Source organism: Halorussus halophilus (genome assembly GCF_008831545.1).
GTDB classification, from domain to species: Archaea; Halobacteriota; Halobacteria; order Halobacteriales; family Haladaptataceae; genus Halorussus; species Halorussus halophilus.
On sequence record NZ_CP044523.1, the window covers coordinates 2,845,974 to 2,871,556 of the forward strand.

General features: G+C 63.7%; 26 protein-coding genes. 16 read left to right on the forward strand and 10 right to left on the reverse strand.

Features of this window, described 5'->3' with window-relative positions:
- Positions 1-20: 20 nt before the first annotated feature.
- Entirely contained in the window at positions 21-674 is a 654-nt protein-coding gene (locus F7R90_RS14105; protein ID WP_158058046.1) for a helix-turn-helix domain-containing protein, read from the forward strand.
- 11 nt (positions 675-685) lie between these two features.
- Here F7R90_RS14105 and F7R90_RS14110 read toward each other — a convergent pair whose 3' ends face one another.
- The gene (locus tag F7R90_RS14110) at positions 686-1,078 is read right to left on the reverse strand and encodes a winged helix-turn-helix transcriptional regulator (RefSeq protein WP_158058047.1); all 393 of its coding nucleotides are present in this window, start codon (positions 1,076-1,078) and stop codon (positions 686-688) included.
- A gap of 139 nt (positions 1,079-1,217) precedes the next feature.
- On the opposite strand from F7R90_RS14110, the gene F7R90_RS14115 reads away from it, so the two are divergent.
- The 3 genes from F7R90_RS14115 (at position 1,218) to F7R90_RS14125 (ending at position 4,994) form a co-directional block, all read left to right on the forward strand.
- Positions 1,218-2,237, forward strand: a complete 1,020-nt coding sequence (locus tag F7R90_RS14115; protein ID WP_158058048.1) for an AIR synthase family protein — start codon at positions 1,218-1,220, stop codon at positions 2,235-2,237.
- Between the two features lie 325 nt (positions 2,238-2,562).
- Positions 2,563-3,690, forward strand: coding sequence for a non-hydrolyzing UDP-N-acetylglucosamine 2-epimerase (gene wecB / locus F7R90_RS14120; protein ID WP_225741185.1), 1,128 nt, complete (start codon positions 2,563-2,565; stop codon positions 3,688-3,690).
- Positions 3,691-3,782: 92 nt separating this feature from the next.
- Positions 3,783-4,994: a glycosyltransferase family 4 protein gene (locus F7R90_RS14125; protein ID WP_158058049.1), complete on the forward strand. Its 1,212-nt coding sequence runs from the start codon at positions 3,783-3,785 to the stop codon at positions 4,992-4,994.
- Between the two features lie 307 nt (positions 4,995-5,301).
- Here the strand turns inward: F7R90_RS14125 and F7R90_RS14130 are convergent, their stop codons facing one another.
- The 5 genes from F7R90_RS14130 to F7R90_RS14150 form a co-directional block, all read right to left on the reverse strand.
- Positions 5,302-7,116 (reverse strand): methyltransferase domain-containing protein, encoded by a 1,815-nt coding sequence (locus F7R90_RS14130; protein WP_158058050.1) that lies wholly within the window; start codon positions 7,114-7,116, stop codon positions 5,302-5,304.
- Positions 7,117-7,162: 46 nt separating this feature from the next.
- The gene (locus F7R90_RS14135; RefSeq protein WP_158058051.1) at positions 7,163-8,470 is read right to left on the reverse strand and encodes a nucleotide sugar dehydrogenase; all 1,308 of its coding nucleotides are present in this window, start codon (positions 8,468-8,470) and stop codon (positions 7,163-7,165) included.
- A gap of 77 nt (positions 8,471-8,547) precedes the next feature.
- Entirely contained in the window at positions 8,548-9,981 is a 1,434-nt protein-coding gene (locus tag F7R90_RS14140) for a sulfatase-like hydrolase/transferase (protein WP_158058052.1), read from the reverse strand.
- A gap of 11 nt (positions 9,982-9,992) precedes the next feature.
- A complete protein-coding gene (locus F7R90_RS14145) occupies positions 9,993-11,426 on the reverse strand; it encodes a flippase (protein ID WP_158058053.1) in 1,434 nt (477 codons plus the stop codon).
- Between the two features lie 9 nt (positions 11,427-11,435).
- Entirely contained in the window at positions 11,436-12,365 is a 930-nt protein-coding gene (locus tag F7R90_RS14150; RefSeq protein ID WP_158058054.1) for a glycosyltransferase family 2 protein, read from the reverse strand.
- 144 nt (positions 12,366-12,509) lie between these two features.
- Here F7R90_RS14150 and F7R90_RS14155 point away from each other — a divergent pair, with 144 nt between their 5' ends.
- Positions 12,510-13,625 carry a DegT/DnrJ/EryC1/StrS family aminotransferase gene (locus F7R90_RS14155; RefSeq protein ID WP_192498323.1) on the forward strand — a complete coding sequence of 372 codons (1,116 nt, stop codon included), beginning with the start codon at positions 12,510-12,512 and terminating at the stop codon, positions 13,623-13,625.
- The gene (locus F7R90_RS14160; protein WP_192498324.1) at positions 13,622-14,620 is read left to right on the forward strand and encodes a Gfo/Idh/MocA family protein; all 999 of its coding nucleotides are present in this window, start codon (positions 13,622-13,624) and stop codon (positions 14,618-14,620) included. Before F7R90_RS14155 ends, F7R90_RS14160 begins: the two co-directional genes overlap by 4 nt.
- 22 nt (positions 14,621-14,642) lie before the next feature.
- Here F7R90_RS14160 and F7R90_RS14165 read toward each other — a convergent pair whose 3' ends face one another.
- A complete protein-coding gene (locus F7R90_RS14165) occupies positions 14,643-15,419 on the reverse strand; it encodes a methionyl-tRNA formyltransferase (RefSeq protein WP_158058057.1) in 777 nt (258 codons plus the stop codon).
- 9 nt (positions 15,420-15,428) lie between these two features.
- A complete protein-coding gene (locus F7R90_RS14170) occupies positions 15,429-17,045 on the reverse strand; it encodes a glycosyltransferase family 39 protein (protein ID WP_158058058.1) in 1,617 nt (538 codons plus the stop codon).
- 123 nt (positions 17,046-17,168) lie between these two features.
- Here F7R90_RS14170 and F7R90_RS14175 point away from each other — a divergent pair, with 123 nt between their 5' ends.
- From F7R90_RS14175 to F7R90_RS14190, 4 genes are all read left to right on the forward strand, one after another.
- Positions 17,169-18,308, forward strand: coding sequence for a glycosyltransferase (locus F7R90_RS14175; RefSeq protein WP_192498325.1), 1,140 nt, complete (start codon positions 17,169-17,171; stop codon positions 18,306-18,308).
- Positions 18,309-18,312: 4 nt separating this feature from the next.
- Complete coding sequence (locus tag F7R90_RS14180) at positions 18,313-19,824, forward strand: lipopolysaccharide biosynthesis protein (RefSeq protein ID WP_225741186.1); 1,512 nt, start codon at positions 18,313-18,315, stop codon at positions 19,822-19,824.
- A 61-nt stretch (positions 19,825-19,885) separates the two neighbouring features.
- On the forward strand, positions 19,886-20,251 hold the full coding sequence (locus F7R90_RS14185) for a DUF5518 domain-containing protein (RefSeq protein WP_158058060.1): 366 nt from the start codon (positions 19,886-19,888) through the stop codon (positions 20,249-20,251).
- Between the two features lie 31 nt (positions 20,252-20,282).
- Complete coding sequence (locus F7R90_RS14190; protein ID WP_158058061.1) at positions 20,283-20,600, forward strand: ASCH domain-containing protein; 318 nt, start codon at positions 20,283-20,285, stop codon at positions 20,598-20,600.
- A gap of 291 nt (positions 20,601-20,891) precedes the next feature.
- On the opposite strand, the gene trxA is transcribed toward F7R90_RS14190, so the two are convergent.
- Positions 20,892-21,206, reverse strand: coding sequence for a thioredoxin (trxA, locus tag F7R90_RS14195; RefSeq protein WP_225741187.1), 315 nt, complete (start codon positions 21,204-21,206; stop codon positions 20,892-20,894).
- Positions 21,207-21,278: 72 nt separating this feature from the next.
- Between trxA and F7R90_RS14200 the strand changes: the two genes are divergently transcribed.
- The 6 genes from F7R90_RS14200 to hisE all read left to right on the forward strand — a co-directional run bounded on the left by F7R90_RS14200 (position 21,279) and on the right by hisE (position 24,698).
- Positions 21,279-21,437 (forward strand): preprotein translocase subunit Sec61beta, encoded by a 159-nt coding sequence (locus tag F7R90_RS14200; RefSeq protein WP_158058062.1) that lies wholly within the window; start codon positions 21,279-21,281, stop codon positions 21,435-21,437.
- A gap of 47 nt (positions 21,438-21,484) precedes the next feature.
- A complete protein-coding gene (locus F7R90_RS14205; RefSeq protein ID WP_158058063.1) occupies positions 21,485-22,027 on the forward strand; it encodes a hypothetical protein in 543 nt (180 codons plus the stop codon).
- Positions 22,028-22,061: 34 nt separating this feature from the next.
- Complete coding sequence (locus tag F7R90_RS14210) at positions 22,062-23,168, forward strand: phosphotransferase family protein (RefSeq protein WP_158058064.1); 1,107 nt, start codon at positions 22,062-22,064, stop codon at positions 23,166-23,168.
- Between the two features lie 82 nt (positions 23,169-23,250).
- Complete coding sequence (gene pdxT / locus F7R90_RS14215; protein ID WP_158058065.1) at positions 23,251-23,895, forward strand: pyridoxal 5'-phosphate synthase glutaminase subunit PdxT; 645 nt, start codon at positions 23,251-23,253, stop codon at positions 23,893-23,895.
- Between the two features lie 36 nt (positions 23,896-23,931).
- A complete protein-coding gene (locus F7R90_RS14220; protein WP_158058066.1) occupies positions 23,932-24,384 on the forward strand; it encodes a bifunctional nuclease family protein in 453 nt (150 codons plus the stop codon).
- On the forward strand, positions 24,381-24,698 hold the full coding sequence (gene hisE, locus F7R90_RS14225) for a phosphoribosyl-ATP diphosphatase (protein ID WP_158058067.1): 318 nt from the start codon (positions 24,381-24,383) through the stop codon (positions 24,696-24,698). Before F7R90_RS14220 ends, hisE begins: the two co-directional genes overlap by 4 nt.
- Before the next feature lie 161 nt (positions 24,699-24,859).
- On the opposite strand, the gene npdG is transcribed toward hisE, so the two are convergent.
- Positions 24,860-25,528: an NADPH-dependent F420 reductase gene (npdG, locus tag F7R90_RS14230; protein ID WP_158058068.1), complete on the reverse strand. Its 669-nt coding sequence runs from the start codon at positions 25,526-25,528 to the stop codon at positions 24,860-24,862.
- Positions 25,529-25,583 lie beyond the last annotated feature (55 nt).

Sequence of the window (25,583 nt, forward strand, 5' to 3'; positions counted from 1 at the left end):
CGATAGCAAATGGATGTCGAGTGAGCCAGCGACAGCTATCTGGAACAGTCCGCGACGTCCGCGACGCGTCCGGCGGTCAGGTGCGGAGTTCGCCGTCGAGACGCCTGACTCGGGAAGCGAAGTCCGGGACGCTCCTCGCCGACGATACCGTGTTTTTGTTCGCAGAAGGAAGCGGCAATAGGGACCGATACGAGCAGATAATGCAGGAGTCGCCTCGTGTCGTCGATTCGCTCGTCTCCGGGAGAGAACGGTGGATGGCGGTGAGTCAGTTCGAACCGACGGACACCACCAGACGGATGCTGCAGCGAGAGCGCGAGTCGGACGTTGCCATCGACATGCCGATTCGCATCACTGCAGACGGGGCGCTTCGGATAACCTACGTGGGGAGCGAGTCAGCGTTTCGGGAGATGTATCGGAGCGTTACCGACGAGGACAGCGTCCAGTTCGAAGTCGTGGAGACTGGCGAGTACGAACCCGACGAAACGTCGTTCACGAGGCTGCTGACTACGCGCCAACAAGAAGTTCTCGACGCCGCAGTCACGGTTGGCTACTACCGTGCCCCTCGGGAGGCGACGCACGAGGACGTCGCCGAAGTCGTCGGAATCGCGCCGACGACCGTCGGCGAGCACCTCCGAAAAATCGAAGAGCGAGTGTTCGGAGCGCTCGTCCGGTGAGTCGGGGATGGTCACGACGTAGTTTCGACTTCCTCGGGCGCGGCGAGATGTTCGGCACCCCACTTGGCCATCTCGTAGATGACCGTCTGGAGCGACTCGCCGCGCTCGGTCAGCGAGTAGGAGACTCGAACCGGTTTCTCGCTGATTATCTCGCGGTTCACCAACGACTTGTCCTCTAAGTCTTCGAGACTATCCGACAGTACCTTGCTTGAGATACCGTCTACGTCCTCTTTGAGTTCGTTGAACCCCATCGGACCGTGTTCGAGCAGACGGTGGATGACCACCGGATGCCACTTCTTGCCGATGACCGTCGCCGTGGAGGTGATGGGGCACCACTCCTTCCCGGCGCACCACACCTCCAGCGGTTCGTCCGTGTCACTCGGCGATCCGTCTGTGTCGCTCATACTTGGGCGTACAGCCTCTCGCCCTAAATAGTTACCCGGAGCTACCTAGTTACCGAGAGTAACCAGGTAGGGTTCGGAGAGAGACAGGTCCGCGTTCGAACCATCACCGCTTTGGCTTCCCCGAAAATAACACGGAGCAATGACCGACCTCGGCAAGGTAGACCGCGAGTTCTTCGACGAACACATCTATCCGAACCTCGGGGCCGAGCGAGAGGACGTACTGCTCGGCCCCCAGCACGGCGTCGATTTCGGCGTCGTGGAAGTCGGCGAACAGGCGGTCGTACTGGCGAGCGACCCGCTCTCGCTCGTGCCCGCGCTGGGCTTCGAGCGGGCGGCGTGGTTCGCCGTCCACGTCGCTCTCTCCGATGCCGCAGTCAGCGGAATTCCACCGAGCCATCTGACCGTCTCCTTTACCCTCCCGCCGGAGATGACCGACGAGCAGTTCCGCACCGTCTGGGAGACGTTCGACCGCGAAGCCACGGAGTTCGGCGTCAGCATCGTCACCGGGCACACCGCCCGCTACGGCGGATGTTCGTATCCGTGGGTCGGCGGCGCGACGGCACTCGCCGTGGGTGACCCAGACGACCTAGTGCGGCCCGACGGCGCGCGAGCGGGCGACAAGGTCCTCTTGACGAAAGGCCCGGCCATCGAAGCGGCCGGGTTCATGGTGCCGCTCTTCGAGGACGCCATCGACCTCTCAGAATCGACCATCGCAGACGCGAAGGAACGATTCTACGACATGAGTCCGGTGCGGGACGCGCTGACCGCCGCGGCCGCCGGACCAGTTACCGCCATGCACGACGCGACGGAGGGCGGCGTGCAGGGCGCGCTGGTCGAAGTCGCTCGCGCTGGCGGGGTGCGTTTGGCAGTAGATTCAGAGCGAGTGCCGTTCCTGCCGGGGGTTCGAGAAGCCTGCGACTACTTCGGCATCGACCCGTGGACCACGACCAGCGAGGGGTCGCTACTGTTGACAGTGGAGTCGAGTGGGGTGGACGAGGTGTTACGCGCGCTGGAGTCGGAAGGCATCGTCGCCGCCGAGATTGGGACTGTCGGGGAGGGCGAGGGAGTGTATCTGGATGGGGAACGCGTCGAGCATCCCGAAGTAGACCCCTCGTGGGAAGTGTTCGAGGAGTACGCAGAGAAGGTGGGTTTGGAGTAGGGTGGAGAAAGTGGGGTTCGGTCTGTGAACGCTCGGTTGGACAACCACTAGGAAGGACGACCGCGACTGGTCGGGGGGTTTCTGGGATGACTTGTCGGTCATGACCGTTGCTACGTAGCCTCGACGACCGCAGAGACGCTCGCGACTCCCGAAACCGAGGAGACCGCACAGCACAGCACCGCACCGCCACCCACCGCTACCCACCGCTACCCACCGCACAGCACCGCGCCGCCACACACCGAACCACTTCGCCCGCACAGACCACGCGAGCGCGCCGAGTCCCTCCAGCTCCAAGCCAGTCCACAAGTCACGGAGGGAGCGTTCGATGTCCAAAGCTACTTTCGACCGCTCTCGGAACACCCACGTAATGAACCACGTACTGGTCGTCGTCGGGACGCGACCGGAACTCGTCAAGATGGCACCCGTCGTGCGGGCGCTCGAAGACCACGAGGAACTCTCGTTCGAACTCGTCCACACCGGCCAGCACTACGACGAGGAGTTGAGCGACACCTTCATCGAGACGCTCGGCTTGCCCGAACCGTCGCGGTACCTCGGCGTCGGGAGCGCGAGTCACAGCCGACAGACCGCCGACGCGCTCGCGGCGATTGGGGAGACCATCGCCGAAACCGACCCCGAGGCAGTGCTGGCGCAGGGCGACACGAACACCGTGCTGGCCGCCGCGCTTGCCGCGAGCAAGTCCTCTGCGAAGTTCGGCCACGTCGAAGCCGGAATCCGCAGTTTCGACCGGTCGATGCCCGAGGAAGTGAATCGCGTCCTCGCGGACCACGTGGTCGATTGGGCGTTCGCACCGACGGAAGCTGCCGCCGACAACCTCGCAAGCGAGGGCATCGAGGACGACGAGACGGTGTTCGTCACCGGCAACACCGTCGTGGACGCCTGCCGCCGGTACAGCGCGGTCGCCGAGCAGGAATCGACCGTACTGGACGAGTTCGACCTCACGCCCGGCGAGTACGTCGTGGCGACGATTCACCGACAGCGAAACACCGACGAGACCGACCGACTCGGCGAGATTATGGAGGCACTCGACGGGGCCGACGCGCCGGTCGTCTTGCCTGCACACCCGCGCCTGCGGAACGCCCTCGAAGCGTCCGACGTTCGGCCGGAAGGGTCGCTCCGGCTAATCGACCCCCTCGGCTACCTCGACTTCCTCCGTCTCCAATCGGCGGCGCGACTCGTGGTCACCGATTCGGGCGGGATACAGGAGGAGGCCGCCGTCCTCGAAGTGCCGTGTCTGACCGTGCGGCCCAACACCGAGCGACCGGAGACCGTCGAAGCGGGCGTGAACGAACTCGTGGCTCCGGCAGACCTCGCGGAACGACTGGCCGCAGTGTACGAGTCGGAGGCCGACTCGATGGTCGGTGAACCGGACCTCTACGGCGACGGCGACGCTGGCGAGCGAGTCGCCGAGATTCTCGCAACCGACCTCTCGTAACCCTCCGAACTGCTTAAGTGACTCTCGCGCCCCTGTGGGAACAACGACCGCGCTTCCGTACGGCGACGACTGCGCGAGTCAGTAGGTGTACGATGCGAATCGGAATGGTACTACGGAACTTCTATCCACACGACGTCCGAGTCGAGAAGGAAGCGCGAACGCTGTCGGCCGCGGGCCACGACGTGTTTCTCCTCTGTCTGGGTCGCCCGGACGAACCGGCGACCGACCGATTCGAGGACGTGGAAATCAGACGCATCCACCGCGAACGCGACTACGGACCGGTTCAGCGAACCGTCAAGACCGCGCTGTTCGTGACGACGCTCTGGGACCGCATCTGGGACCGCGAGATGACCAAATTCGTCGCCGAGGAGGACATCGACGTGTTGCACGTCCACGACCTCCCGCTCGTGAAGACCGGTCTCTCGGTCGCCGAGAAGTACCGGATTCCGCTCGTCGCGGACCTCCACGAGAACTATCCCGAAGCGGCGGCACAGTGGCGAGAGGGGATGGCGCTACCCAGAAAGACGATTCAGCAGACGTTCACGCCGAAGTCCCGACTGAAGCAGTTGGAATCGGAGTGCGTCGAGCGCGCCGACCACGTGATTACGGTGGTCGAGGAGGCAAGAGAGCACTATCTGGAAGACTGCGGTGCCGACCCGGAGAAACTCAGCGTGGTCTCGAACACGGTCGAACGCTCTCGATTCGACGACGCGGACCTCGCAGACGTGGGCTACGACGACGAGTTCGTGATTTCCTACATCGGGAGTTTCGGCCCGCACCGCGGCCTCGAAACCGCGATTCGCGCGATGGACGACATCGTCGCGGAGGTACCGAATGCGCGTCTCCTGCTCGTCGGTGCCGCGGGCGAAGAAGAGTACGACCAGCACCTCCGGGACCTCGCCGCCGAGAGCGACGCCAGCGACAACATCACCTTCACCGGGTGGGTCGATTTGGACGAGGTTCCCTCCTACGTCGCCGCCAGCGACGTGCCGTTCGTGCTCCACACCGAGAATCCGCACACGGCGACGACGATTCCGCACAAACTCTTCCAGTACATGGCGTTCGGGAATCCGGTCGTCGTTACTGATGTGGGGCCGCTGGGCAGGATTGTCGAGGAGACGGACTCGGGCTACGTCATCAACGACGGCGACGACGCCGCGATGGCCGAGGCAGTCGTGGCGTTGGCGACGAACGAGGACCAGATGGAGCGACTGGGCGAGAATGCGAGAAAAGCCGTGGATGGCGAGTACAACTGGCAGAACGAAGGCGAGACGCTGGTGGACGTGTACGAGTCGTTCGAGTGAGAGTGGCAGGGTCTATTTCTGAATCTACACCTTCCTCTCGGCGCGTGCCGTCGGACCCTCGTGGTCCGACGAGTCACGCGAGGGACGAGCAACGAGCGCGAAAAGCGCGACATGTCGCGCTTTTCGAACCTGAGTCGCGCAGTCGGGTGGGGAGGCATGTGGCTGGTGCGGTCGCGGTGCTGTGCGGTCTCCTCGGTTTCGGGAGTCGCGAGCGTCTCTGCGGTCGTCGAGGCTACGTAGCAACGGTCATGACCGACAAGTCATCCCAGAAAGTCCCACCCTAGTGAAAACCCAGCAATCCCGACTCTTACCCCGACCTAGCCTTCCCCGTCAAGAAATTAGTCAGCGCCATCACGTACGAACCGATTTCGTAGGTCCCCTTGAACATCTGGTCTTCCACTTCGATACCCCCGTCCAACGTCATGAAGCGAATCGGCACGTCGAGACCGCTCACCGCCGCGAGATTCTCGTCCCGGGCGTTCCGTCCGTAAATCCACTCCATCGCGTCGCCGAGTTCCCGGTCGTAGTTCTGCTCGCCTCCCGCCGCGTAGTAGTGGGCGACGGCGTTGACGAAGAACGTCTGGTGGCACTCGTAGAGGAACTCCCAGTGTGGCGGCCGGGCGTCTCCCGACCCCAAGGTTCGGCGGGCTTCGGTGCCCAGATACGCCCGGTTCGAGGGGTCCTCCCAGATGAACGCGCCGTCGTCTTGCATGCGCTCTTCGACGGTGTAGTCCAGTACCTGTTCAACGTTCTCCAGATACCCGGTCCTCCCCGTCACCTCGATGCCGCGACAGAGTCCCCAGAGCGTGTACATCTGGTTCTGGTGGCGGCGCGTCGTCGGGTTGTCGAAGTAAAAGAGCGTCTTCCACGCGTTCTGCTGGTCCACGATTTCGTACATCGCACCGTCCACGTCGTCCAGCACCGCGTCTTTCTCGTCGCCCGACAGTTGCTCGGCGAGGAACGTCCAACCGTAGAGAACCAGACTGTCCTCGCTGTGGTCGAAATCAAAGCGGTTCGCAGAGTGGTCGTGGAGGTCGATGGCGACCGAAAGGTAGTCCTCGTCGTCGTCCGCGCCACTCTCGCCGAACACCTCCGAAGCCAGACTGAACGCCACGAGGAGCGGGCCGATGCCGTAACTCGGCATCTCCCGGAGCGTCGAATCGTCGGCCACGGCGTCCGCGAAGTAGTCGAGTTGCGAACGAAGTTGCTCGTCGTACGTCCCATCACCCTCCGCAGACGCACGCCACTGCATGAGACCCATCAGCGCGAACGGGGCGTAGCGCCACTGGTTCGAGTCGTCGGGCGTCCACGAGAGCCGGTTACCGTCGATTTCGTAGTCGAGAGCGCGAATCAGGCGCTCTTCCTCGTCGTCCCAGAAGCCGTTCTCTCCGACCGGCCGGAACAGACAGTCGAGCGCCTTGTCGAGGTAGCCGTCGTAGTCGAACGGTTGGAGACCGAGGACGAGATACGAGGCGTCGTCCCAGTCGTCGCGCGCAGAGAGTCTGTCAGACTGCTTCTCGGCGAGTCTCACGAAGGGACCCTGCGCCCAGTGGGGCGAGTGGCTGACCTTCGCGTGGGCACGATAGGGGAGTTGGTAGACGAGGTCGTACGATTCGAGTCGCCACATCGGGTAGAAGATGCGCTTGATTTCGTCGGGGGTGTAGTAGCGCAGTCGGTACTTGCCGCCGACGTAGTACGGCGAGCGCGGCGTCGGCACCGAAAAGACGTAGAGGCCGTCGTCCGCCAGCACGCGGCGCATCTCCTCGGTGAGCGTCGCCACGTCGAGGAACCGCCAGTCGTACGGCCCGATGGAGACCGCCCCGTCGAAGTGGTCCTCGGGAAACGGAAGCGTCGGTTCTTCGGGTTCGACCCACTCGTAGGAATCGACCGTCTCGCCGAGTATCTCACCAGCGTAGTCGATAGCTTCCGCAGAGAAGTCGAGTCGCGTGATTGCCTCGGCGTTCAAGCCTTCGGTGACGTTCGACTCCGAGGCGATGTCGAGGACTCGGCCGCGCTCGCCCAACAGTTCCCACGCGGACTCCTTCTCGGCGTCGCGGAGATACTGCAACATCGGCGCTACCTCCGGCTGTTTGACCCATCGCTTGAGAACCTCGTCTCGCATGTACTGACCGACCGATTCTGGTGGAACGGGCTTTATTATTACCTTATTATCGCCGCCCGTCGCCGAGTCGCCTGACGGTGAATCCGGCGTCCCGCCAGCGGTCGGCGTCGAGGAGTCCTCGCGTATCGACGACGTTCCGGTGGCGCATCGCGGAGCCAATCTCGTCAGGGTCGAGTTCGGTGTAGTGGTCGTGGTCGGTAACGACGACGAGGCAGTCGCTCCCGTCGGCGGCGTCGGTCATCGATTCGAGCGGAATCTCGAAATCCTCGACGTGGGGGTCGTTTGCGCGCACGTCGTAGCCCTCGTTTTTCGCCAGTCGGTGGAGTTTGAGCGCTGGAGTTCGGCGAGTGTCGTCCACGTCGCCCTTGTACGCGACGCCGAGGAGCGTGACCTGCGGGAGCGAGTCTTGCTCGAAGACGTTCGTCTCGCTCAGCAGACTCCGGACGAGGTGGAGCGCGTGGACCGGCATGGAGTTGTTAATGTCGCGGGCCGTCGAGACGAGTTGCGACGCCGTCGAAGACTGGGTGAGAAACTGCGGGTCGATGGGCAGACAGTGGCCGCCGACGCCGGGCCCCGCGTAGTGGACGTTCACGCGCGGATGCTCGTTCGCGAGTTCGGTGGTCTCCTGCACGTCGATGCCGTAGTCCTCCGCGAGCAGGGCGAACTCGTTCGCCAGCGCGATGTTCACGTCGCGGTAGGTGTTCTCCATGAGCTTGACGAACTCCGCCTCCGTCGGGCCGGTCAGGAAGTTTTCGCCTTCCACGAACTCGTAGAGACCGTCGATTCGGCTCTGGGTCGCCTCGTCGGCACAGCCGACCACGCGGTCGTTGTGGACCATCTCGTGGAGCGTGTCGCCCGGCGAGGCGCGCTCCGGACAGTAGGCGTACCGGATTTCGCCGCTGGGGCCTCTCGCGTCGAGAATCGGCTGGACGAGTTGCTCGGAGGTGCCCGGAGGCACCGTCGATTCGAGGACGACCAAGTCGCCGGGGTCGAGCGCGTCCGCGACCGTCTCGGTGGCCGCGCGAACGTAGCTGAGGTTCGCCACGTCGGTCAGTTTGTCCAGCGGCGTCGGGACGGCGATGAGATAGGTATCGACCGCGTCGGGGACCGTCGTCTGCACCCTGAAGCGGTCGCGAACGTCCGCGAACAGTCGGTCGAGTCCCGGTTCCTCGAACGGGAGGCGACCCGCGCGGATGTCGGCGACTTTCTCTTCGTCGATGTCCACCCCGACGACCGACTGCTCGCGCGCCAGTAGCAACGCGGTTGGGAGTCCGATGTAGCCGAGGCCGACCACCGCGACGGTCGGCGAGGCGTCGGGAGGGCCGCGGCGGCGCTCGGACGTTCTGCTGGCCATACGGTCGCGTGACACACCTGTCGGAAATAGGTTTACATCGGGAAGCGCCTCGACAGTGTATCGAGACGGGTCGCCGCTCATTTGTATCCCAACTCCGCGAGTCGTCGTTCCACGTCGTCGCTCACGTCTCGGTCCACGTCAGTTTCCTTCGCTCGTTCTTTGGCGGTCTGTGCGTCGGTTTCGAAGCGCGCTGTGGCCCAGTCGGGGACGGAGGAGTCTCCCGACAGCTCTGCCTGCCAGCAGGGTCGCTCCCTGTCGAGTTCGTACGTCGTTCGCTCGTCGAGGCTGTCCCAGACGACCTTTTCGTCGCCCTCGTAGCCACAGCGAAGCAAGCGGTCCCAGTACGCCTCGTCGCTGTCGGCCAGTGAATCGTTGTTGGGCGTGAGGCCGACGACTTCCGCAGTGATTCTGTCCTCGGTTACGTCCGGCGTCTCGCCCGCCGCGAGTCCCCGGAGTAGCTCCCGCAACGACAGGTGCGAGGCGTACTCCGTAATCGTCTCGTCGTACCCGTCGGGCGGATTGACCAGCAGGAGCGGCACATGCAGGACGCCCTCCGAGAGACTGGCGAGGTGGCCGAACAGGCTTTCGTCGGCCTCCGTACCCAGATTCTCGCCGTGGTCGGCCGTGATCACGAACGTCGTCTCGCGCGACGTTCGCTCCTGTATCGACTCGATTGTGCCGGCGACCACGCGGTCGAGGTAGTCGATGGACGCGCCGTAGAGGTCCCGGTAGTTTTCGAGGTCGGTCGCGTACTCCCCGGAATTCTGAATCACGTCGCCGTTGTCGAACGTCTCGCTGGTCCAATCGTTCGGCACCGAGTGGAGCGTCTCGTCGTAGCCTCGAATCGTGCGGTGGGGTTCGTGGGCGTCCATCAGGTTGGCGAAGCAGAAGAACGGCTCTTCGGTGCCGTCGGCATTCTCCTCACTCTCGACGCGTTTTAGCAGTTCGCGCCGGACGACGGCCGTACCGTCGTCGAACAGTTCGGGAGCGTCACCGAGCGGGCCGTGTCGAACGAGGTCGTTGCCCCGGAAGAGCGCCACGTTCGCCAGACTACGGAGCGGCCGGTCGTCTTTGGCGACAGTCTTCAGGAGTTCAGTGTACGTTTCGACCCCGTTCCCGCCGTGGTCGTCCACGAACGTCTCGGCGTCGAGTGCGTCCGGGAACCGGTGGTAGCGCGACACGTCCCGGAACTCGTCGAAGAGCGCGTCGAAGCCGAACGCCGACCCGGCGTAGACGTTGGCGCTGACGCCGAACGAACGGTGGGCTTCGAGGTCCCCGAGAAGCGTGTCGTCCCTGTCGAGTCGTTCGAAGTCGAGGGCGTGCGTGTGAACGCCGTGGTCGGACGGCAGGTCGCCGGTCAGCATGCTCGCGTGACTCGGCGTGGACCACGCGCTCACGGCGCGACACTGCGTGAACGTCACGTCCGCGAGTCGCTGGAGTCGCGGCGCGAACTGGTCGAAGTAGTCTTTGCGAACCGTGTCCAGACAGAGCAGTACGACGTTTCTTGTCATGAGTTACTGTATTATGCCTCTACTGCGCTTCGTCGTGGGACCAACCCCAGAATCCGGTCGCGCATTCCCTCGTGTCCGAGGACGACGAGACCGTACACTGCCGCGCCCGCGCCGACGAGTGCGAACAGACCGGGAATCGTCGCTGGGGAGACGACCGCCGTCAGCGCGTAGACGACGCCTCCCATGACCAGCGCGGCCCCCGCTTGCCACGCGACGGCCGTTCTGTCGATGCTGGCGCGGAGCGTCTTGCGGAGTATCCAGAACTGCGCGAGCGCGGCGATGCCGGAAGTAGCGACCGTCGCGGCGGCGGCACCGAGGATTCCGTACTCCGGGATGAGCAGGAGGTTCAACAGGAAGTTCGCGCCGAGCGTCGTCACGTTCACCCAGAAGGCGGGTCGCTGGCGCTCCATGCCCAGCAAGGTACTCTGGACCACGTCGCGGAGCGCTTGAAACAGCTTTCCGGCGACGAGGACCACCAGCACCGTCGCGCCAAGCGGGGCGTCGAAGTCGTAGAGGACACCCATCACGGCGTCGCCCAGCACCGCCGCGCCCACGACTGCCGGGAAGACCAGCACGAGTGCGTACGTCGTCGCGCTGGTGAACGCGTTCTCGATGGCCTCGCGCTCGCCAGCGGCGTGCCAGTTGCTCACGTTCGGGGCCAGCGAGATGCCGATGGCCTGCCCGGCCAGCATCGTCACCGCGCTGATTCGCCACGCCGCCTCGTAGACGCCGACTGCGGCCTTCGTCGCCAAGATGGCCAGCAAGAGCGTGTCGAGCCAACTGTACGCTAGAAAGCTCAGGTCGAGTCCCGCGGTGTACTTCGAGAAGTCGAAGACGCTCCGGAGCGTCTCGCGGGTGGGTAGTCTGGGCCGAGTTCGCAAGAGCGGGACGCCCACGACCACCGTCGCAACGCGTCCCAGAACGTAGCCGTAGACGAGTCCGAGGACTTCGAAACCCGAGACGACGAGCGCCACGCTCGCGCCGACCCGAGCGAGTTCGCCGAGTAGTTCGATGCCGCCGCTGGTCGCCACCCGGCGCTCGCCCCGAAGCGTCGCAATCACGAGTTGACGGCCAATCGTGAGCGCGAGCGTCAACACGACGAGCGGCGCGATTGCCAACTCGATTATCGCTTCGAGTTGGGCCGCGAACAGCAGGACGCCTGCGGAGACGACGGCGAACGGAATTGCGACCAACAGCAGGCCACCGCCGAGGTAGGTGCCTCGCTGGGCGTCGCTCTCGGACTGGCTCAGACGCTTGACGATGGCGTTGTCTACGCCGACGCGGCCGAAGACGCCCAGCACGACGACGACCGTCTCGAAGGTGAAGTAGACGCCGAGACCGGACGCACCGAGCAGGCGGGCGAAGTAGACGGTGCCCGCGAAGCCGACGACGCTGACGAGAATCCGCGAGACGTAGAGACTGATGCTCGTTTTGTCGAGGTCCACGGTCCTGTGTCACGTCGCCTCTCCGGAATCGGAGTCGTTTCTGAGTTGGCGCGCCGAGGAGATGGCGTCCATCCCGAACGGGGAGAGCGCCAGCAACGCGGCGTGGTCGAACCGCGGTTCGTTCGCAGACGCGGTGGCGAACGACCGGAGCGCGTCGAATCGCTCGTCGGATTCGAGCGCGCGGAGACCGAGTTCGCGCTTGCGCGCCGCCTGAAACTTCCGGTGGACCTTCGAGTGCTTGGCGATGGTGTCGCGGTGCTTCTCGTACATCTGTCGCCGAGCGCGCACGTCGTAGTCCGCGTCGCCGGTGACGTTGTCCTCGTGGTGTGTGCGCTCGACCAGCACTTCGGGGACGTACTTCCAGCAGTACTCCTCGGAGAGTCGCGCCGTGAGGTCCCAGTCGCAGGCGATTTCGAACGATTCGTCGAACCCGCCGACTGCTTCGAGACACTCCTTCCGGACGAGTTGGCTCGAATGGGGCAACACGGTCATCTCCACGAAGATGTGCGGGAAGAGGTTGCCTTCGACGCCGGACTCGACGCGCTGGACGACTTCGCCGTCCGTGTCAGTGATGACGCCGTCGGTGTAGACGCCACAGTAGTTGTCGTTCGCGCCTTCCAACTTCGAGACCTGCTTTTCGACTTTCGTCGGTCGCCAGCGGTCGTCGTCGCCGAAGACGCCGACGTACCTGCCGTCCGCGGCGTCGATGCCGCGGTTCATCGTCGTCGGGATGCCCTGATTCTCGTCGTTGTGGAGGACGCGTACTCGGTCGTCTTCCTCGTAGGTCGAGAGCACGTCCCGCGTGTCGTCGGTCGAGCCATCGTTGACGACGACGACCTCCACGTCGTCGTACGTCTGGTTCAGCGCGCTCTCTATCGCGCCGCCGACGTACTCGGCGCGATTGTAGGTTGGGATTACTGCGCTAACCAGTGCAGACATTGTCCCAAGTTACGGACCACATCCGCATTACTATGGGAGAGCTAAGGAGTGGGAAAAAGCCGACCAGACCCCCATTAGCATCCGATTAACTGAGTGGGAACGACCCGGAGTAGCAGACAATATGAGAGAGAAGTCGCCATGCAAATGACCGAGCGAGTTCCGTTCACTGACGTCTACGTAGACGACGAGATTGTCGAGCGCGCGACCGACGTCCTCGAAAGCACGCGGTACGTCAAGGGTCCCGAACTGGAGACGTTCGAGGAGAACTTCGCCGAGGAATGCGGGGTCGAACACGCAGTCGGGGTCAGTAGCGGCACCGCCGCGATACTGCTCTCGCTTCGCGCAGTCGGCGTCGAAGCGGGCGACGAGGTGTTCGTGCCGGGCAACACGTTCTTCGCCACCGTCAGTCCAGTTCTCTCTGTCGGCGCGACGCCTGTCTTCGTAGACATCGACCCGGAGACGTACACGATGGACCCCGCGGACCTCGAAGCGAAGGTCGCCGACGCCGCGAATCCCGCCGCAATCCTTCCGGTCCACATCTACGGCCAGATGGCCGACGTGGAGGCAATCACGACGATTGCAGACGACCACGACCTATCCGTCGTCGCGGACTCGTGTCAGGCCCACTTCGCCGAGCGAGACGGCCAGATTGCAGGTACCGCGGGTGACGCGGGCGCGTTCAGTTTCTACCCCTCGAAGAACATGACCGTCGGCGGCGACGGCGGCATGCTCGTCACCGACCGCGAGGACGTGGCCGAGACGGCGCGTAAAATTCGGAACCACGGCCGCGACGAGAACGGAGTCCACGAGACGCTCGGCCTGAACTACCGACTGGACGACCTGAACGCCGCCGTCGGCGACGAGCAACTGAAACACGTCCAAGGCTGGAACGCGGCCCGCGTTGAGGTTGCGAGCAAGTACACCGACCGACTCTCGGACGTAGCCCCTGTGACGACGCCGACAGAAGCCCCCGATTCGACGCACGTCTACCACCTCTACGTCGTGCAGGTGCCGCCGGACGAACGCGAAGCGTTCCGGGACTTTTTGGACGAGCGCGGCATCGACACCGGTCGCCACTACGAGACGCCTGCCCACCAGCACCCGGCGGTGCAAGACCATCCCGCGGTCGCTGGTGAACTCCCGACACTCCCCGAGACCGAACGCCTCTACGAGCGCAACGTCTCGCTCCCGATGCATCCCCGTCTCTCCGAGTCGGAAATCGACCGCGTCTGCGAGGCAATCGAGGCGTACTTCGAGTGACGCTGGACTTCGCGGTCATCGGCACGGGCTACTGGGGGTCGAACCACGCCCGCGTGGGTGCGGAACTGCTCGAAGAAGGAGAGATAGAGTCGCTGGTGCTGTGCGACGTAGACGAGTCGCGCGTCTCCGACATCGCCACCTCGTACGACGTTCCCTACGCGACCAGCGTTGACGAACTCGTCGAGCGCGGCGTCGATGCGGCAGTGTTGGCGACGCCATCGACCACGCACGTGGACCTCGGCGAGAAACTGCTCTCTGCGGGCATCGATTTACTGGTCGAAAAGCCGCTGGCGACGAACGCAGACGACGCGTGGCGACTGGTCGAAGTGGCAGAGGCGAACGACCGAGTGCTGGCGGTCGGTCACATCTTCCGGTTCCACCCCGCGTTGGCGGAGCTGAAACAGCGAGTAGACCGCGGCGAACTCGGCGAGATTCAGTACCTCTCCACGAACCGCTACGCGTTCCGCACGCCGCGGCCCGACGTGGGCGCGCTCTACTCGCTCGCGGTCCACGACGTAGACATCTACTCGCACCTGCTGGGCGAGCGACCCGACAGACTCCACTGCGAACTCGACTCCACTATTCGAGACGGCGTGGACGAGACGGCGACGCTCACGCTCTCGTACGGCGAGACGACCGGCGTCATCAACGAGTCGTGGAACGTCCCCGTGTTCGGCAAGCGCCGCGATTTGACCGTCGTCGGCAGTCAGCGCTCGGCCCACATCGACTATCTCGAAGACAACGTGCTGGAACTCCACGACGCCGAAGTCGTGAAAGAACAGGGTCAGCTACGTGCCCGAGAGGAAGGCAAACACCGCATCGAGGCCGAACAGGGCGAACCGCTCCGCATCGAAGTCGAGTCGTTCTTGGACGACTGTGCGACGCGGTCGGAACCGCGCGCACCGGGGCGCGTCGGCGCGGAGGCGGTGGAACTGCTCGAAGCGGCCGAACGCTCCGACGAGACGGGTGAGGCGGTGCAGTTCGGCTACCAGTGAGGTGGCTCGACTGCGAGCGGCCTCACTCGTAGTTTCGACGCGTCAGCGACACCTTCCGCCCGTCGAGACGAGTGTAGGCCGGTTCGTGCGGCGGGAAGTCGAGCGCGCGAATCCGGTCGTACAGTTCGACTTCGCGCCCTTCGTCTGCCAATTCCTCGGGCGCAATTTCTTTGAGGCCGTCGAGACTCGATTTGTTGTAGAAGTAGCGAGGGCCGTCAAATTCGGATTGGGGCGTCCGCTGGGAGTGAACCTCGCCCGAGACGACGTTCGGCAGTTGGCGCTCGAACAGTTCGACGGAGGCTTCGCGGGTCTTCTCGTAGAGCGAGCGCGCGGTGTCACGCTCGGTAATCTCGACGAACTCGCGGTCGATGACGTCGCCGGCGTCTACGTCTTCGGCCATGACGTGGAGCGTCGTGCCGTGTTGCCAGTAGTCGTCTTCGCGGGCGTTCATGATGGAGTGGCTGAAGACGTTGCTCCCCCGGTAGCGCGGTAGTTCTGCCTGATGGAGGTTGAGCGCGAGTTCCGAAGGGTGGTCGAGCAGGTCCGGGCCGAGGATGTTGGGATAGTAGACGCTGAGCAGATACTCGACCGGATAGTCGAGAACTTGCGTCTCCCCGTCTAGCGTCAGCACGTCGTAACCCAACTCCGCGGCGAGTTCGTGGACCGACCCGTCCCACCAGCCGTCGTAGTCGCGAGGGTACGTGACGACGACCGACACGTCCACCTCGGGGTGGTCGTGGAGTCGTTCGAGACATCGCTCGCCGAGCGGATGACTACCGAAGAACGCGAGACTGACCATACCGGGTGGTCAAAGCGGCGCGGCAAAACCCTGCCGTTGTCTACTTGCTTGTGTCGGTCGGTTCGTCGCGCGTGGCGCGTCAGGTACCGTCGCCCGCGAACTCGACTGGTTGCCCTCCGAGACGAACAGATATAGTTCGACCTTTTCGTACTGTTCGTGGCGGACCATCGTGCGCGAGTCGTTGACGACGTTCAGCACGCGACGGCGCTCAGAGTCGGGTGCGTGGGAGAACACGACCCAGATGCGGTCGCGCGAATCGGTCGAATTCTCGAACTTGCTCGTCGGCGCTGGGTCGCGTCCCGTCCCGGACCCTTCGACGGCGACGCCCCGAATCGTAATGTCCGAGCGGTCGCTGTAGTAGCGCACCCCGCGAGCGGTGATACGGTCCACGACGAGGACGTAGTCGCCCGGTTCGGCGTCCTGTTCGATGGTCGTACCGACTGCTCGCCACTGCTCTTTGTCGGTCTGGGTGTGGTAGAGCGCGGTCGATGGGACCAGACTCACCGCGAGCAGAATAGCAACTGCGACCCGAAGCTGTCCGCGCGGGAGGTTTCGCACGCCCATGGCGACCAGCAAGAGCAAGCCAGTGGAGGCGGCGATAGTGTAGCGCGGCCAGAACAGCGGCGTGACGAGATACGAGAGCACGAGCGGACCGCCGAACGGAACCGCGAACCAGAGCGCGGCGAGGGTCAGCGCGTCTCGGTCCTCGTCGTCGCCGATGCCGAACTTTGGCGAACGAAGCGACGAGACGACCGACTGCCTGTCGGCGGCGTCGAACCGCACGAATGCGAGTGTCGCCGTGCCGACGAACAGACAGAACAGGCCGACGATTGCGAACGGTTCCGTCCCCTCCGGATACCCAAGATATTCGGTGATAGTCGTGACGACGCCCCAGAGTGAGGGGTACGGAATGTAGTGGTATCGGGGGACGTGGTCGAGCAACGAGACGACGCCTATAATCACGAACGGACTGACGAGGGCCGCCGTCGCGTAGCCTTGCTGCAGTCGGCGAACGGGGAGTCCGAGCAGTCGGTCGTCCGCGAGTGAGTCGAGTCTGACCGCGAGATACGTCATTTGCGCGGCGACGACGAAGATGCCGAAGAAGTGCGTCGAAGCGACGGCGACGGCGAGCAAGAGATACGCCACGCCGGTTCGACGAGTCGGCGACTCGCGGAACCGAACGAGTGCGTAGAACGACGTTATCGTGAGAAAGGTCAGTAGACTGTACATCCGCACTTCTTGGGCGTAGTAGACGTGAAACGAGGAGAGTGCGAGCAACAGCGAGGCTACCAATCCGACCTCTTGGTCTACGAGGTGGCGGCCGAGAGCGTAGAACGCGCCGACAGAGCCGATGCCGAACAGCGCCGAGAGCAGTCGCATCGCCGTCGTGGAGCTTCCGGCGAGACCGATCCAGAGGTCGAGCAGCACGTAGTACAGTGGGAGGTGGGGTTGGGTCTGGGGAATTCGGACCAGCAGTTCGGGGGCCGTCATCCCCATCACGAAGTTCACGGTGATGAGTTCGTCAGTCCAGAGACTCTCAGCACCGAGCGCGTAGAGGCGGAGAACGGCTCCCAGAGCGACGACGAGGAGGGGGAGTAGAAACCGCCTTCGGCGGAGGACCTTCATGCCAAAGCGGATACGACCAGGGCGGAAATATCCTATGATGGCCGAGCCTTGAACGATGTCCGGGAGTGACTTCACTGCATGAGACAACACTTATACGGAATCCGTGCGACTGTTCCGTTATCAGTGACCTCGTCTCGTAAGCCCCTTACAGTCCTGTTTCTCCCGACGTACGACGGCAATCCCTACCAGCCATCGCTGTGGGATGCCCTGTCCTCCTACGACGTGGACGTTATCCCCGGCGACCACACCGACCCGCTCCCGATTTCGAAACACCTCCTCAAAGACCGGCCGGACGTGGTCCACCTCCACTGGATGGACTCGCTGGTCAGTTCCGACAATCCGTTCTACGCCGCGCTACTCAGTCTTCGTCTGCTGTTCGAGTTGATGCTTTGCAAGCTTCTGGGCGTGCGCGTCGTCTGGACGGTTCACAACTACCTCGGTCACGAGGCCGAACGGCCGAAACTCGAGCTCTGGCTTCGCCGAATCGTCGCACGCAGTTCCGAGACAGTCATGGTCCACAGCGAGGGCGTCCGGTCGAAAATCGCCGACGGTTACGACGTCCCGGACGACGAGCGCTCGAACGTCGTCGCAGTAGACCACGGTCACTTCGCGGACGCCTACGAGAACACGATGAGCCGCGAGGAAGCGCGCGACTCGTTCGACTTCGAGGACGACGAGACCGTATTCCTCTTCTTCGGCAACGTCAAGCCGTACAAGGGACTCGACGACCTGCTATCGGCGTTCGAGAACTTCGACGAGGACGAAGACGCGAGACTGCTCATCGCCGGACGACCGCCCGAAGACGACGGCAAGGAGCGACGACTTCGCGAGCGATGCGAGGCCGACGACCGCATCGTCACCGAGTTCGAGTTCATCCCCGAAGACGAGATTCAACGCTACATGCGGGCCGCCGACGCAGTCGCCCTGCCGTTCGACCGAATCCTCACGTCCGGAAGCGCGATTCTGGCGATGTCCTACGAGAACGTCGTCATCGCGCCCGAAATCGGCTGTCTCCCCGACGTGCTGGCCCAGACCGACGAGTTCCTCTACGAGCGCGGCCCCGACAACCTCGAAGCGACCATGCGCCACGCACTCGACGCCGACGTAGAGGCGGCCGGACGACGGAACTACGAGCGCGCCAAGGAGTTCGACTGGGACGCGATTGCCGAGCGAACCCGGCGCATCTACGACGGCGAGGACGTGCCGCCAGAAGGGAACGGAACCGAACGAGGGATAGTAGACGGCGAAGCGAGTCGGCGGTGATTCCGTGCTGACGACAGTCATCGAACGCGTCAACTCGCTCGTCTCGGACGACGGCGTGCTGGGCGACGTACTCAGGAGTGGTATCTGGGCGTCGCTGGCCAACATCATCGGACGCGGACTCCAGTTTCTGAAACTCGGCGTGCTGACGTGGTTGCTCTCGCCGACGCAGTTCGGACTGGTCGGCTACGCGCTGTTGACCCTGGCGGCGGTGCGCCGCATGTCTACGCTCGGTCTCGACCAAGCACTCATCGAGAAGAAAGCCGACGACGTAGACGAGTTCCTCGACGTAGCGTGGACGCTCCGAGTCGTGCGTGGGTTCGTCCTCGCGGGCGTCATCTTCCTCATCGCGCCGTTCGTCGCGGGATTCTTCTCCGCGCCGGAGGCAGGACCGCTCGTCAAGGGCATCGCAGTGATACCGATTCTGAAGGGCTTCGAGAACCCCGGCCGCGTCTACTTCCGGAAGCAACTCAACTTCGACAAGCAGTTCATCTACATCGTCGGCAGAGCAGTCGTCGGCGTCGTCGTCGCTATCACCGCGGCGTTCATCCTCGGCAACGCGTGGGCGCTCGTCCTCGGCACCATCGCAGGGCGTGCGAGTGCGCTCGTCCTCTCGTACGCGATTCATCCCTATCGACCACAACTCAACATCGACCGCGAGCAGATTCGTGACTTGCTGGGGTACGGCAAGTGGATTACCCTCTCGGGCATCGTGGTCTACCTCATCAACGAGGGCGACGACGCCTTCGTTGGGTGGTTCATCGGTGCGGGCGCGCTCGGGTTCTACCAAGTCGCCTATCGCTTCTCGAACGCTCCGGCGACCGAAATCACGAAAGTCGTCTCCAGCGTCGTCTTCCCGGCGTACGCGAAGGTTCAGGACGACACCGAGACGCTCCGACGAGGCTTCTTCAAGACGGTCGAGGTGACGACGTTCCTCTCGTTCCCGGCCGCCGTCGGCATCATCGTCGTCGCGCCGACGTTCGCCGAGACGTTCCTCCGGCCGAAGTGGTCCACCGACACGATGGTGATGCTGTTCCAGATTCTCGCGCTCTGGGGCCTGCTTCGCTCGCTCGGCGCGACGACCGGGCCGCTGTTCCAAGCGGTCGGCAAGCCCGACCTCGCGACGAAGATTCAGCTCGGGAAACTGGCCATCATCGCGGTGCTGATTTACCCGGCGACGGAGGCCTACGGCGTCGCTGGCACGGCGGGAGTCATCGTCGTCAACTCGCTGTTCTTCTCCGAACCGGTCGCGGGCTATCTCGCGGTCAGGGAAGTCGATGGCGAGATGCGGGAACTACTCGCGCTGATTGGGTACCCACTAGTTGCGAGCGCGGTGATGGGCGGCGCAGTGTTCTGGGTGCGAGAGACCGCTGGACTGTCTGAAGGAATTCTGGCCTTCAGCGCGCTCGTGCTGGTCGGCGTCGGGTCGTACGCGCTCTCGACGCTCGTGCTGACGCGCTGGTTCGGCTACGACCTGCTCACGACGATTCGGACGATGACCGAGTCGCTGAGTACGTAATCCCCCTGGTAGCGTCGTTTCTGGGGACTACGCTTTTACTTCTTTCCGCCGTACCCTATCTATGACCAACTGGTCCGCAGTCGGATGGGGCTTCGTCGTCTCCGTAATCGTCGGCACGATAGGCATCGTCATTCCGGGTCTCGGCCAACTCACGGCGGGTCTCGTCGGCGGGTTCCTCGCGGGCTACATGGCCGCCGGTGGCATCGGCCGCGGTGCGTGGCACGGCCTGCTCGCTGGCTCGATCGGTGGCATCGTCCTCGCTATCGTTCTTGGTCTCGTAATCAGCGTCGTCGGGTCGTTCGGTCTGGGACCTCTCGGTCCCGTCGTCGGCGGGAGCGTCTTCGTCCTCGGTGTCGTCCTCGCGCTGGTGTTGGGCTTGGAGAGCGCGCTGGCCGGTGCGGTTGGCGGGTGGATTGCGGAGGAGTAGGCTCTTTGGCGTGGCCGCCCATGCACCGAGTATGGCAGACACCGACGCCGACACGCTACTCCCGAACGGTCGAATGCGAGAGGGTGCCCTCGCGGGCGACGTGACACAGATTCATCGCGGCCACCAGTACGCCGAGGAGGGCGACCGCTTCGAAATCGAGGGCGAACAGTTCGAAGTCGTGGAAGTGCAGGAGCGGACGCTTGGCGACCTGACCGACGAGGACGCGCAGGCCGAGGGGATGCGAGACTTGGCCCAGTATCGCGAGATGCTGAACCGCGCTCACGACGATTTCGAGTGGGACGACGGGAGCGAGGTAGTGCTGCATCGCTTCGAGGAGGTGGAGCCGTAGAGCGTGGATTGGTGGGTTCGTGATTTTGGTGTCGAGTGGTGATTCTCAGTTAGTAATTGATCGCTGCGCTACTCTGGCTTCCGAGGTTTTCGGGACGACGTGGCTTCCTGCTATCCGCCACGTGTGAGCAGGAAGCTTCATCAAAGTCGTTGCTCTCACTGCAGGAAGCCTCTCGTCACTGAGTCCACTCCAAAACTCACGACTGCTGATTCAGCTACCACTACCGATACCGATTCAGCTACCACTACCAACCAACTCACCACGCGAAGACCGCACAGCAAAAATCCGTTTCTAAGCGCCCGCTTCTTGGAGCGCGTCTTCGAGTTCGTCGCGCTGGGTGACGCCGACGAAACGCTCGACGACGCCGTCGTCGTTCTCGACGACGATGGTCGGAATCGAGCGGACCTGATACTCGTTGGCGACGTCCTGGTGTTCGTCTACGTCCACCTTCTCGAACTCGACGCCCTCCCAGTCGGCTTCGAGTTCCTCGATGATGGGGTCTTGGGTCTTGCAGGGGCCACACCAATCCGCGTAGAAGTCCTTGAGGGTCACAGTCATGTTGCTCTGGACGGAACTATCTTCGCCGCGCGCATAAGGGTTTCCCACCAGTCTCGACTTGCCGGATTTCCGAAAAGCTGCTCCGAAAGGTTTAGGCGAGGAGCGAACAGAGACACGACTATGAGCAAGAACGACGGCGGACTGATGTCCAGCGCAGGACTCGTTCGCTACTTCGACGCGGAGGACCGAAACGCCATCCGTATCGACCCCAAGACGGTCGTCGCGTTCGGCGTCCTCTTCGGCGTGATGATTCTGGTGCTGAACGTGGTCGGCCTCTGAGTTCGGCCACTACAACTACTTGGACGGCTCTCGTAGCCTGTCCGACCATGCGCTGGTTCTCCGAGAGCGACGCCGATAGTCCGCGCGAAGATGCCGCGACCAGTTCCCACGGTACGACTGCTCTCGAACCACCACCGTCTTCGTCCGCTCGTCTCGCCCGAATCGTCGAAGGCGCGAAAGGTGGCTTCGTCGCCACGCTCGTGATGACTGGCTATCGACTGCCTATCTCCCACGCACTCCCACCGACCGCGCTGTTCTGGTCGAAGTTCGTTGCTGGCGGCGACCCGAACGACCACCCGATTCCGGGCCTCGTCCTGCACCTCCTCTACGGCACGGTAGCAGGAGCGGCGTTCGGCGCGACGGCACCGGAACGCCACGCGAGGGAGGTCACAGAAAGCGAACTCGCGGGGTTGTTCTGGGGGACGCTCTACGGTCTCGCACTCTCGGCAGTCGGCGAGCGCGTCCTGTTGAACGAACTGCTCGACCTGACGCTCGACTCGGACGAACGCCTCGTCTTCCACGTCGGCCACTTGATTTACGGCTTGACACTCGGCACGTGGCTCGGCTCTCGCACGGGCGACGAGCGGTAGAAAGTATATCAGTAGTCCGCTCGACTTCCCCCACATGTCAAACGCTGACGAGGAACTTCCCGGTCCCCACTCCCGCGAGACCCTCCGCGCTGTCGTCGCCGACGCTGACACACTCCCCGACGCCGACCTTCTCGACGTAACCGAGGCCGAGAGCGGCAAGAACACTGTCTACTTTCTCACCGTGGAAACGGCTACAGACCAGCACGAACCTGACGCCGACCAGCACGAACTCGTTCTGAAAATCGGCGACCACCACTTCCCCGAGGGCTGTCGCGCCGAGTCGGTCCTCCTCGGACAGGTCGCCGAGCGAACGGACGTTCCCGTGCCGGAGGTCCTCGGCAATGGCGAACTCGGTTCGAGGGACTCCGACACGGATGATTCCGACGCGGCCCCCTACTTCCTCGCCGAGCGCGTGCCCGGCGAGAACTACGAGTTCGCCCCGACCCGCCTCTCGCCGGAGTCGTTCGAACGCGTCTGCGTCGAGGCCGGACGCAATCTCGGCGAACTCCACGCGGCGTTTCCCGCCGACGCGTTCGGGATGCTCGGCGTCGAAGCAGGTGCCGAGGAGATGGCGTTCGTCCGGGAGTTCGCCGACTGGCCGACTCACTTCGAGACGTGGCTCGCGCACAACGCCGAGCGACTCGAAGAAACCAGATTCGCTGACCTCGCGCCAGCAATCGCGGAGCGCGCGGAAGCGCTGGCCGACGACCTCCGCGAACTGGGACCGTTCGAGCCAGTACTTACGCACAACGACTACCGACTCGGGAACGTGCTGTTGGACGGAGAGAGCGGCCGTTCACAGATTACGAACGCAGTGGTAGACTGGGCGACGCCCGTCGCAACGACCGCAGAGAGCGAACTCGCAATCACCGACGCAATTCTCATCGACTGGCCGGAGTTCGACGCCGAGCGCCAGCAGACGCTCCGGGAACGGCTCTACGACGGCTACCGAGAGACGAACGGCGACGCGCTGGAGCGCGACGGCGACTTCGAGGCTCGCCGCCGACTCTACGAGTTCGGCGCGCGCCTGCGACTGATGGTGAATCTGGAAGCAGAGATGGCCGGACGTTCGGAGCGAGAAATCGAGGCCCGCGCGGCCGAACACCGCGAGGTACTCCGGGACGAGTACCATGTCTCGTAACGAGTACCACGTCGCGTAGCCAGAGAGACCCTGTCTGCATCGAGACGGACCCTTTTTTGCTGTCCCAGTCTAACCTCAGCGTATGACTCTGAAAGCTGGCGTCATCGCCGTACAGGGCGATGTCAGCGAACACGCCGACGCGATTCGGCGGGCGGCCGAGTCCCACGGCCGGGACGTCGAAGTCGTCGAAATCCGCACGTCGGGGACGGTGCCGGAGTGTGACCTCCTGCTCATGCCCGGCGGCGAATCGACCGCTATCTCGCGCCTGCTCGACTCGGAGGGCATCGCCGAGGAAATCGTCGCGCACGTCGAAGCCGGAAAGCCCGTCCTCGCGACCTGTGCGGGTCTCATCGTCGCCGCCACGGACGCTGGCGACGAGCGCGTGAACAACCTCTCTTTGGCCGACGTGACCGTCGAACGCAACGCCTTCGGCCGCCAGAAAGACAGTTTCGAGGCACCACTCGACGTGACCGGTCTCGACGAACCGTTTCCCGCGGTGTTCATCCGCGCGCCGCTCATCGCCGAGGTGGGCGAGGACGTGGAGGTACTGGCCGACTGGGACGGCCGCCCGGTCGCAGTTCGGGACGGCCCGGTCGTCGGCACGTCGTTCCATCCCGAACTGACCGACGACTCCCGAATTCACTGGCTGGCGTTCTTCGACGTGTTAGAGGAAGTGGCAGAGGGGAAGTCGGGCGCAGACGCGAATGCGGAGCAAGCCCCACAGTAGGGCAGGCTTTACTTGCTGGCTCCCCTCGGGGTGAGTATGAACGCCGAAATCGACGCGGTGCGCGTGGCCATGACCGAGGACGGACCGGTGCCCGTCGTCGTTCTCGCGCCCGAAGACGACGAGGACGTGCTGCCCATTTTCATCGGATTCGAAGAAGCGGTGAGCATCGCTCGTGGCATGGAAGCCGAGGACATCGGTCGGCCGCTGACTCACGACCTCCTGCTCGACGTGATGGAAGAACTCGGCGGTCGAGTCACCCGCGTCGTCGTCTCGGCGCTGGAGGACAACACCTACATCGCGGACCTCCACCTCGACACGGCCCGCGACTCGACGGTCGTGGACGCCCGGCCCAGCGACTCGCTGGCGCTGGTCGCCCGCACGAACGCTCCCATCGAAGTGGAGGACGAAGTGTTCGAGAACGGCCGCCGCGCCCGCGAGGAGTTCGAAGAGCTACAGGACATCCGCGAAGTCGCTGAACTGGGGCTATGAGCAGGCAGAACGGAGACTCGGAAACGAGTACCGACGAAATACTCGACGAACTGTTCGCCGTCGTGGAAGACCGCAAAGAGCGACTGCCCGAGGACTCGTATACCGCGTCGCTGTTCACCCACGAGAAAGGCGAGAACGCCGTACTTGAGAAGTTGGGCGAGGAGTCCACGGAGTTGATTCTGGCGGCGAAGGACGACGACCGCGAGGAGATTGCTCACGAGGCCGCCGACATCGTGTACCATCTACTGGTCCTGCTCTCGATGAAGGACATGGACGTGGCCGAGTTGCGGGCTGAACTGCGTGAGCGTCGGTAGAGAGGACTTGCTTCGGTGGGGACGGGCGCTTTCGGGATGACTGCCTATGGTAGCTTCGTGGACGAAATTTCTTCAGTGAGGCTAGCTGCTGTCGATACCGAGTCGTGACTCGCGCAGTCAACGCAACTCGAAAGCCAGACGAAGAAACCGCGAAACCCCAGTCAGAAGAATTTCACGCCGACGTCGTGCATGCCCTCGTTCTCCATTGCCAGATTGATCAGCAACGGCGTCAGCCCCTCGATTTCAGCCGCGTTCGCTACGCCGCCAGCCTTCAGCGCGCGCAAGCCCTCGATTTGCTCGGCGAGCATCGAAACCGTCTCGACTGCGTCTTCGTCGTCGCCGACCAGAATGGTGTCTAAGTCCAGTTCCACGTCGAGATTCGCCAGTCGGTCTGCCGCCAGATTGTGGAAAGCACCGACGACCGGGACGCCCTTTGGGGCAGTCTCAGCCACCAACTCCGTCACGCTCCCGACCTTCGGTGGTTTGTAGTGGAACCCCTCGTCGTCGCGGTCCATCCCGACGGCGGGGGTGACGAGTGCGTCTGCATCTTCGATGCGGTCGGCGACGGCCTCTACGGTATCCCGGATGTGGTAGGCCGGAACCGCCAGCACCACCACGTCGGCGCGGTCGGCCGCCATCTCGTTGGCGAAGCCCTTGACCGTGCGTTCGACGCCGACGCTGTCTAGTTCCGTCTCGTACTCGTCGGCCTTCTGGCGGGCCTTCTCCGGGTCGCGTGAGCCAATCAGTACCTCGTGGTTGGTGTCGTGCGCCCAGCGCAGTGCCAGCCCCTGCCCGATGTCACCGGTCCCGCCAAGCAGTGCGATTCGCATACGGGAACGTTTCTCGGAACGGAAATAAGCGTTCCTCACTGCGGCAAACGCAACG

Coding starts and splice junctions, on each gene's coding strand:
- F7R90_RS14135 (WP_158058051.1), bottom strand. CDS start 8,470: ATGGCCAGCAGAACGTCCGAGCGCCGCCGCGGCCCTCCCGACGCCTCG.
- F7R90_RS14190 (WP_158058061.1), top strand. CDS start 20,283: ATGGCAGACACCGACGCCGACACGCTACTCCCGAACGGTCGAATGCGA.
- wecB (WP_225741185.1), top strand. CDS start 2,563: ATGTCCAAAGCTACTTTCGACCGCTCTCGGAACACCCACGTAATGAAC.
- pdxT (WP_158058065.1), top strand. CDS start 23,251: ATGACTCTGAAAGCTGGCGTCATCGCCGTACAGGGCGATGTCAGCGAA.
- F7R90_RS14220 (WP_158058066.1), top strand. CDS start 23,932: ATGAACGCCGAAATCGACGCGGTGCGCGTGGCCATGACCGAGGACGGA.
- F7R90_RS14200 (WP_158058062.1), top strand. CDS start 21,279: ATGAGCAAGAACGACGGCGGACTGATGTCCAGCGCAGGACTCGTTCGC.
- F7R90_RS14165 (WP_158058057.1), bottom strand. CDS start 15,419: ATGGTCAGTCTCGCGTTCTTCGGTAGTCATCCGCTCGGCGAGCGATGT.
- F7R90_RS14140 (WP_158058052.1), bottom strand. CDS start 9,981: ATGACAAGAAACGTCGTACTGCTCTGTCTGGACACGGTTCGCAAAGAC.
- npdG (WP_158058068.1), bottom strand. CDS start 25,528: ATGCGAATCGCACTGCTTGGCGGGACCGGTGACATCGGGCAGGGGCTG.
- F7R90_RS14210 (WP_158058064.1), top strand. CDS start 22,062: ATGTCAAACGCTGACGAGGAACTTCCCGGTCCCCACTCCCGCGAGACC.
- F7R90_RS14155 (WP_192498323.1), top strand. CDS start 12,510: ATGACCGAGCGAGTTCCGTTCACTGACGTCTACGTAGACGACGAGATT.
- F7R90_RS14150 (WP_158058054.1), bottom strand. CDS start 12,365: ATGTCTGCACTGGTTAGCGCAGTAATCCCAACCTACAATCGCGCCGAG.
- hisE (WP_158058067.1), top strand. CDS start 24,381: ATGAGCAGGCAGAACGGAGACTCGGAAACGAGTACCGACGAAATACTC.
- F7R90_RS14130 (WP_158058050.1), bottom strand. CDS start 7,116: ATGCGAGACGAGGTTCTCAAGCGATGGGTCAAACAGCCGGAGGTAGCG.
- F7R90_RS14185 (WP_158058060.1), top strand. CDS start 19,886: ATGACCAACTGGTCCGCAGTCGGATGGGGCTTCGTCGTCTCCGTAATC.
- F7R90_RS14115 (WP_158058048.1), top strand. CDS start 1,218: ATGACCGACCTCGGCAAGGTAGACCGCGAGTTCTTCGACGAACACATC.
- F7R90_RS14205 (WP_158058063.1), top strand. CDS start 21,485: ATGCGCTGGTTCTCCGAGAGCGACGCCGATAGTCCGCGCGAAGATGCC.
- F7R90_RS14125 (WP_158058049.1), top strand. CDS start 3,783: ATGCGAATCGGAATGGTACTACGGAACTTCTATCCACACGACGTCCGA.
- F7R90_RS14170 (WP_158058058.1), bottom strand. CDS start 17,045: ATGAAGGTCCTCCGCCGAAGGCGGTTTCTACTCCCCCTCCTCGTCGTC.
- F7R90_RS14110 (WP_158058047.1), bottom strand. CDS start 1,078: ATGAGCGACACAGACGGATCGCCGAGTGACACGGACGAACCGCTGGAG.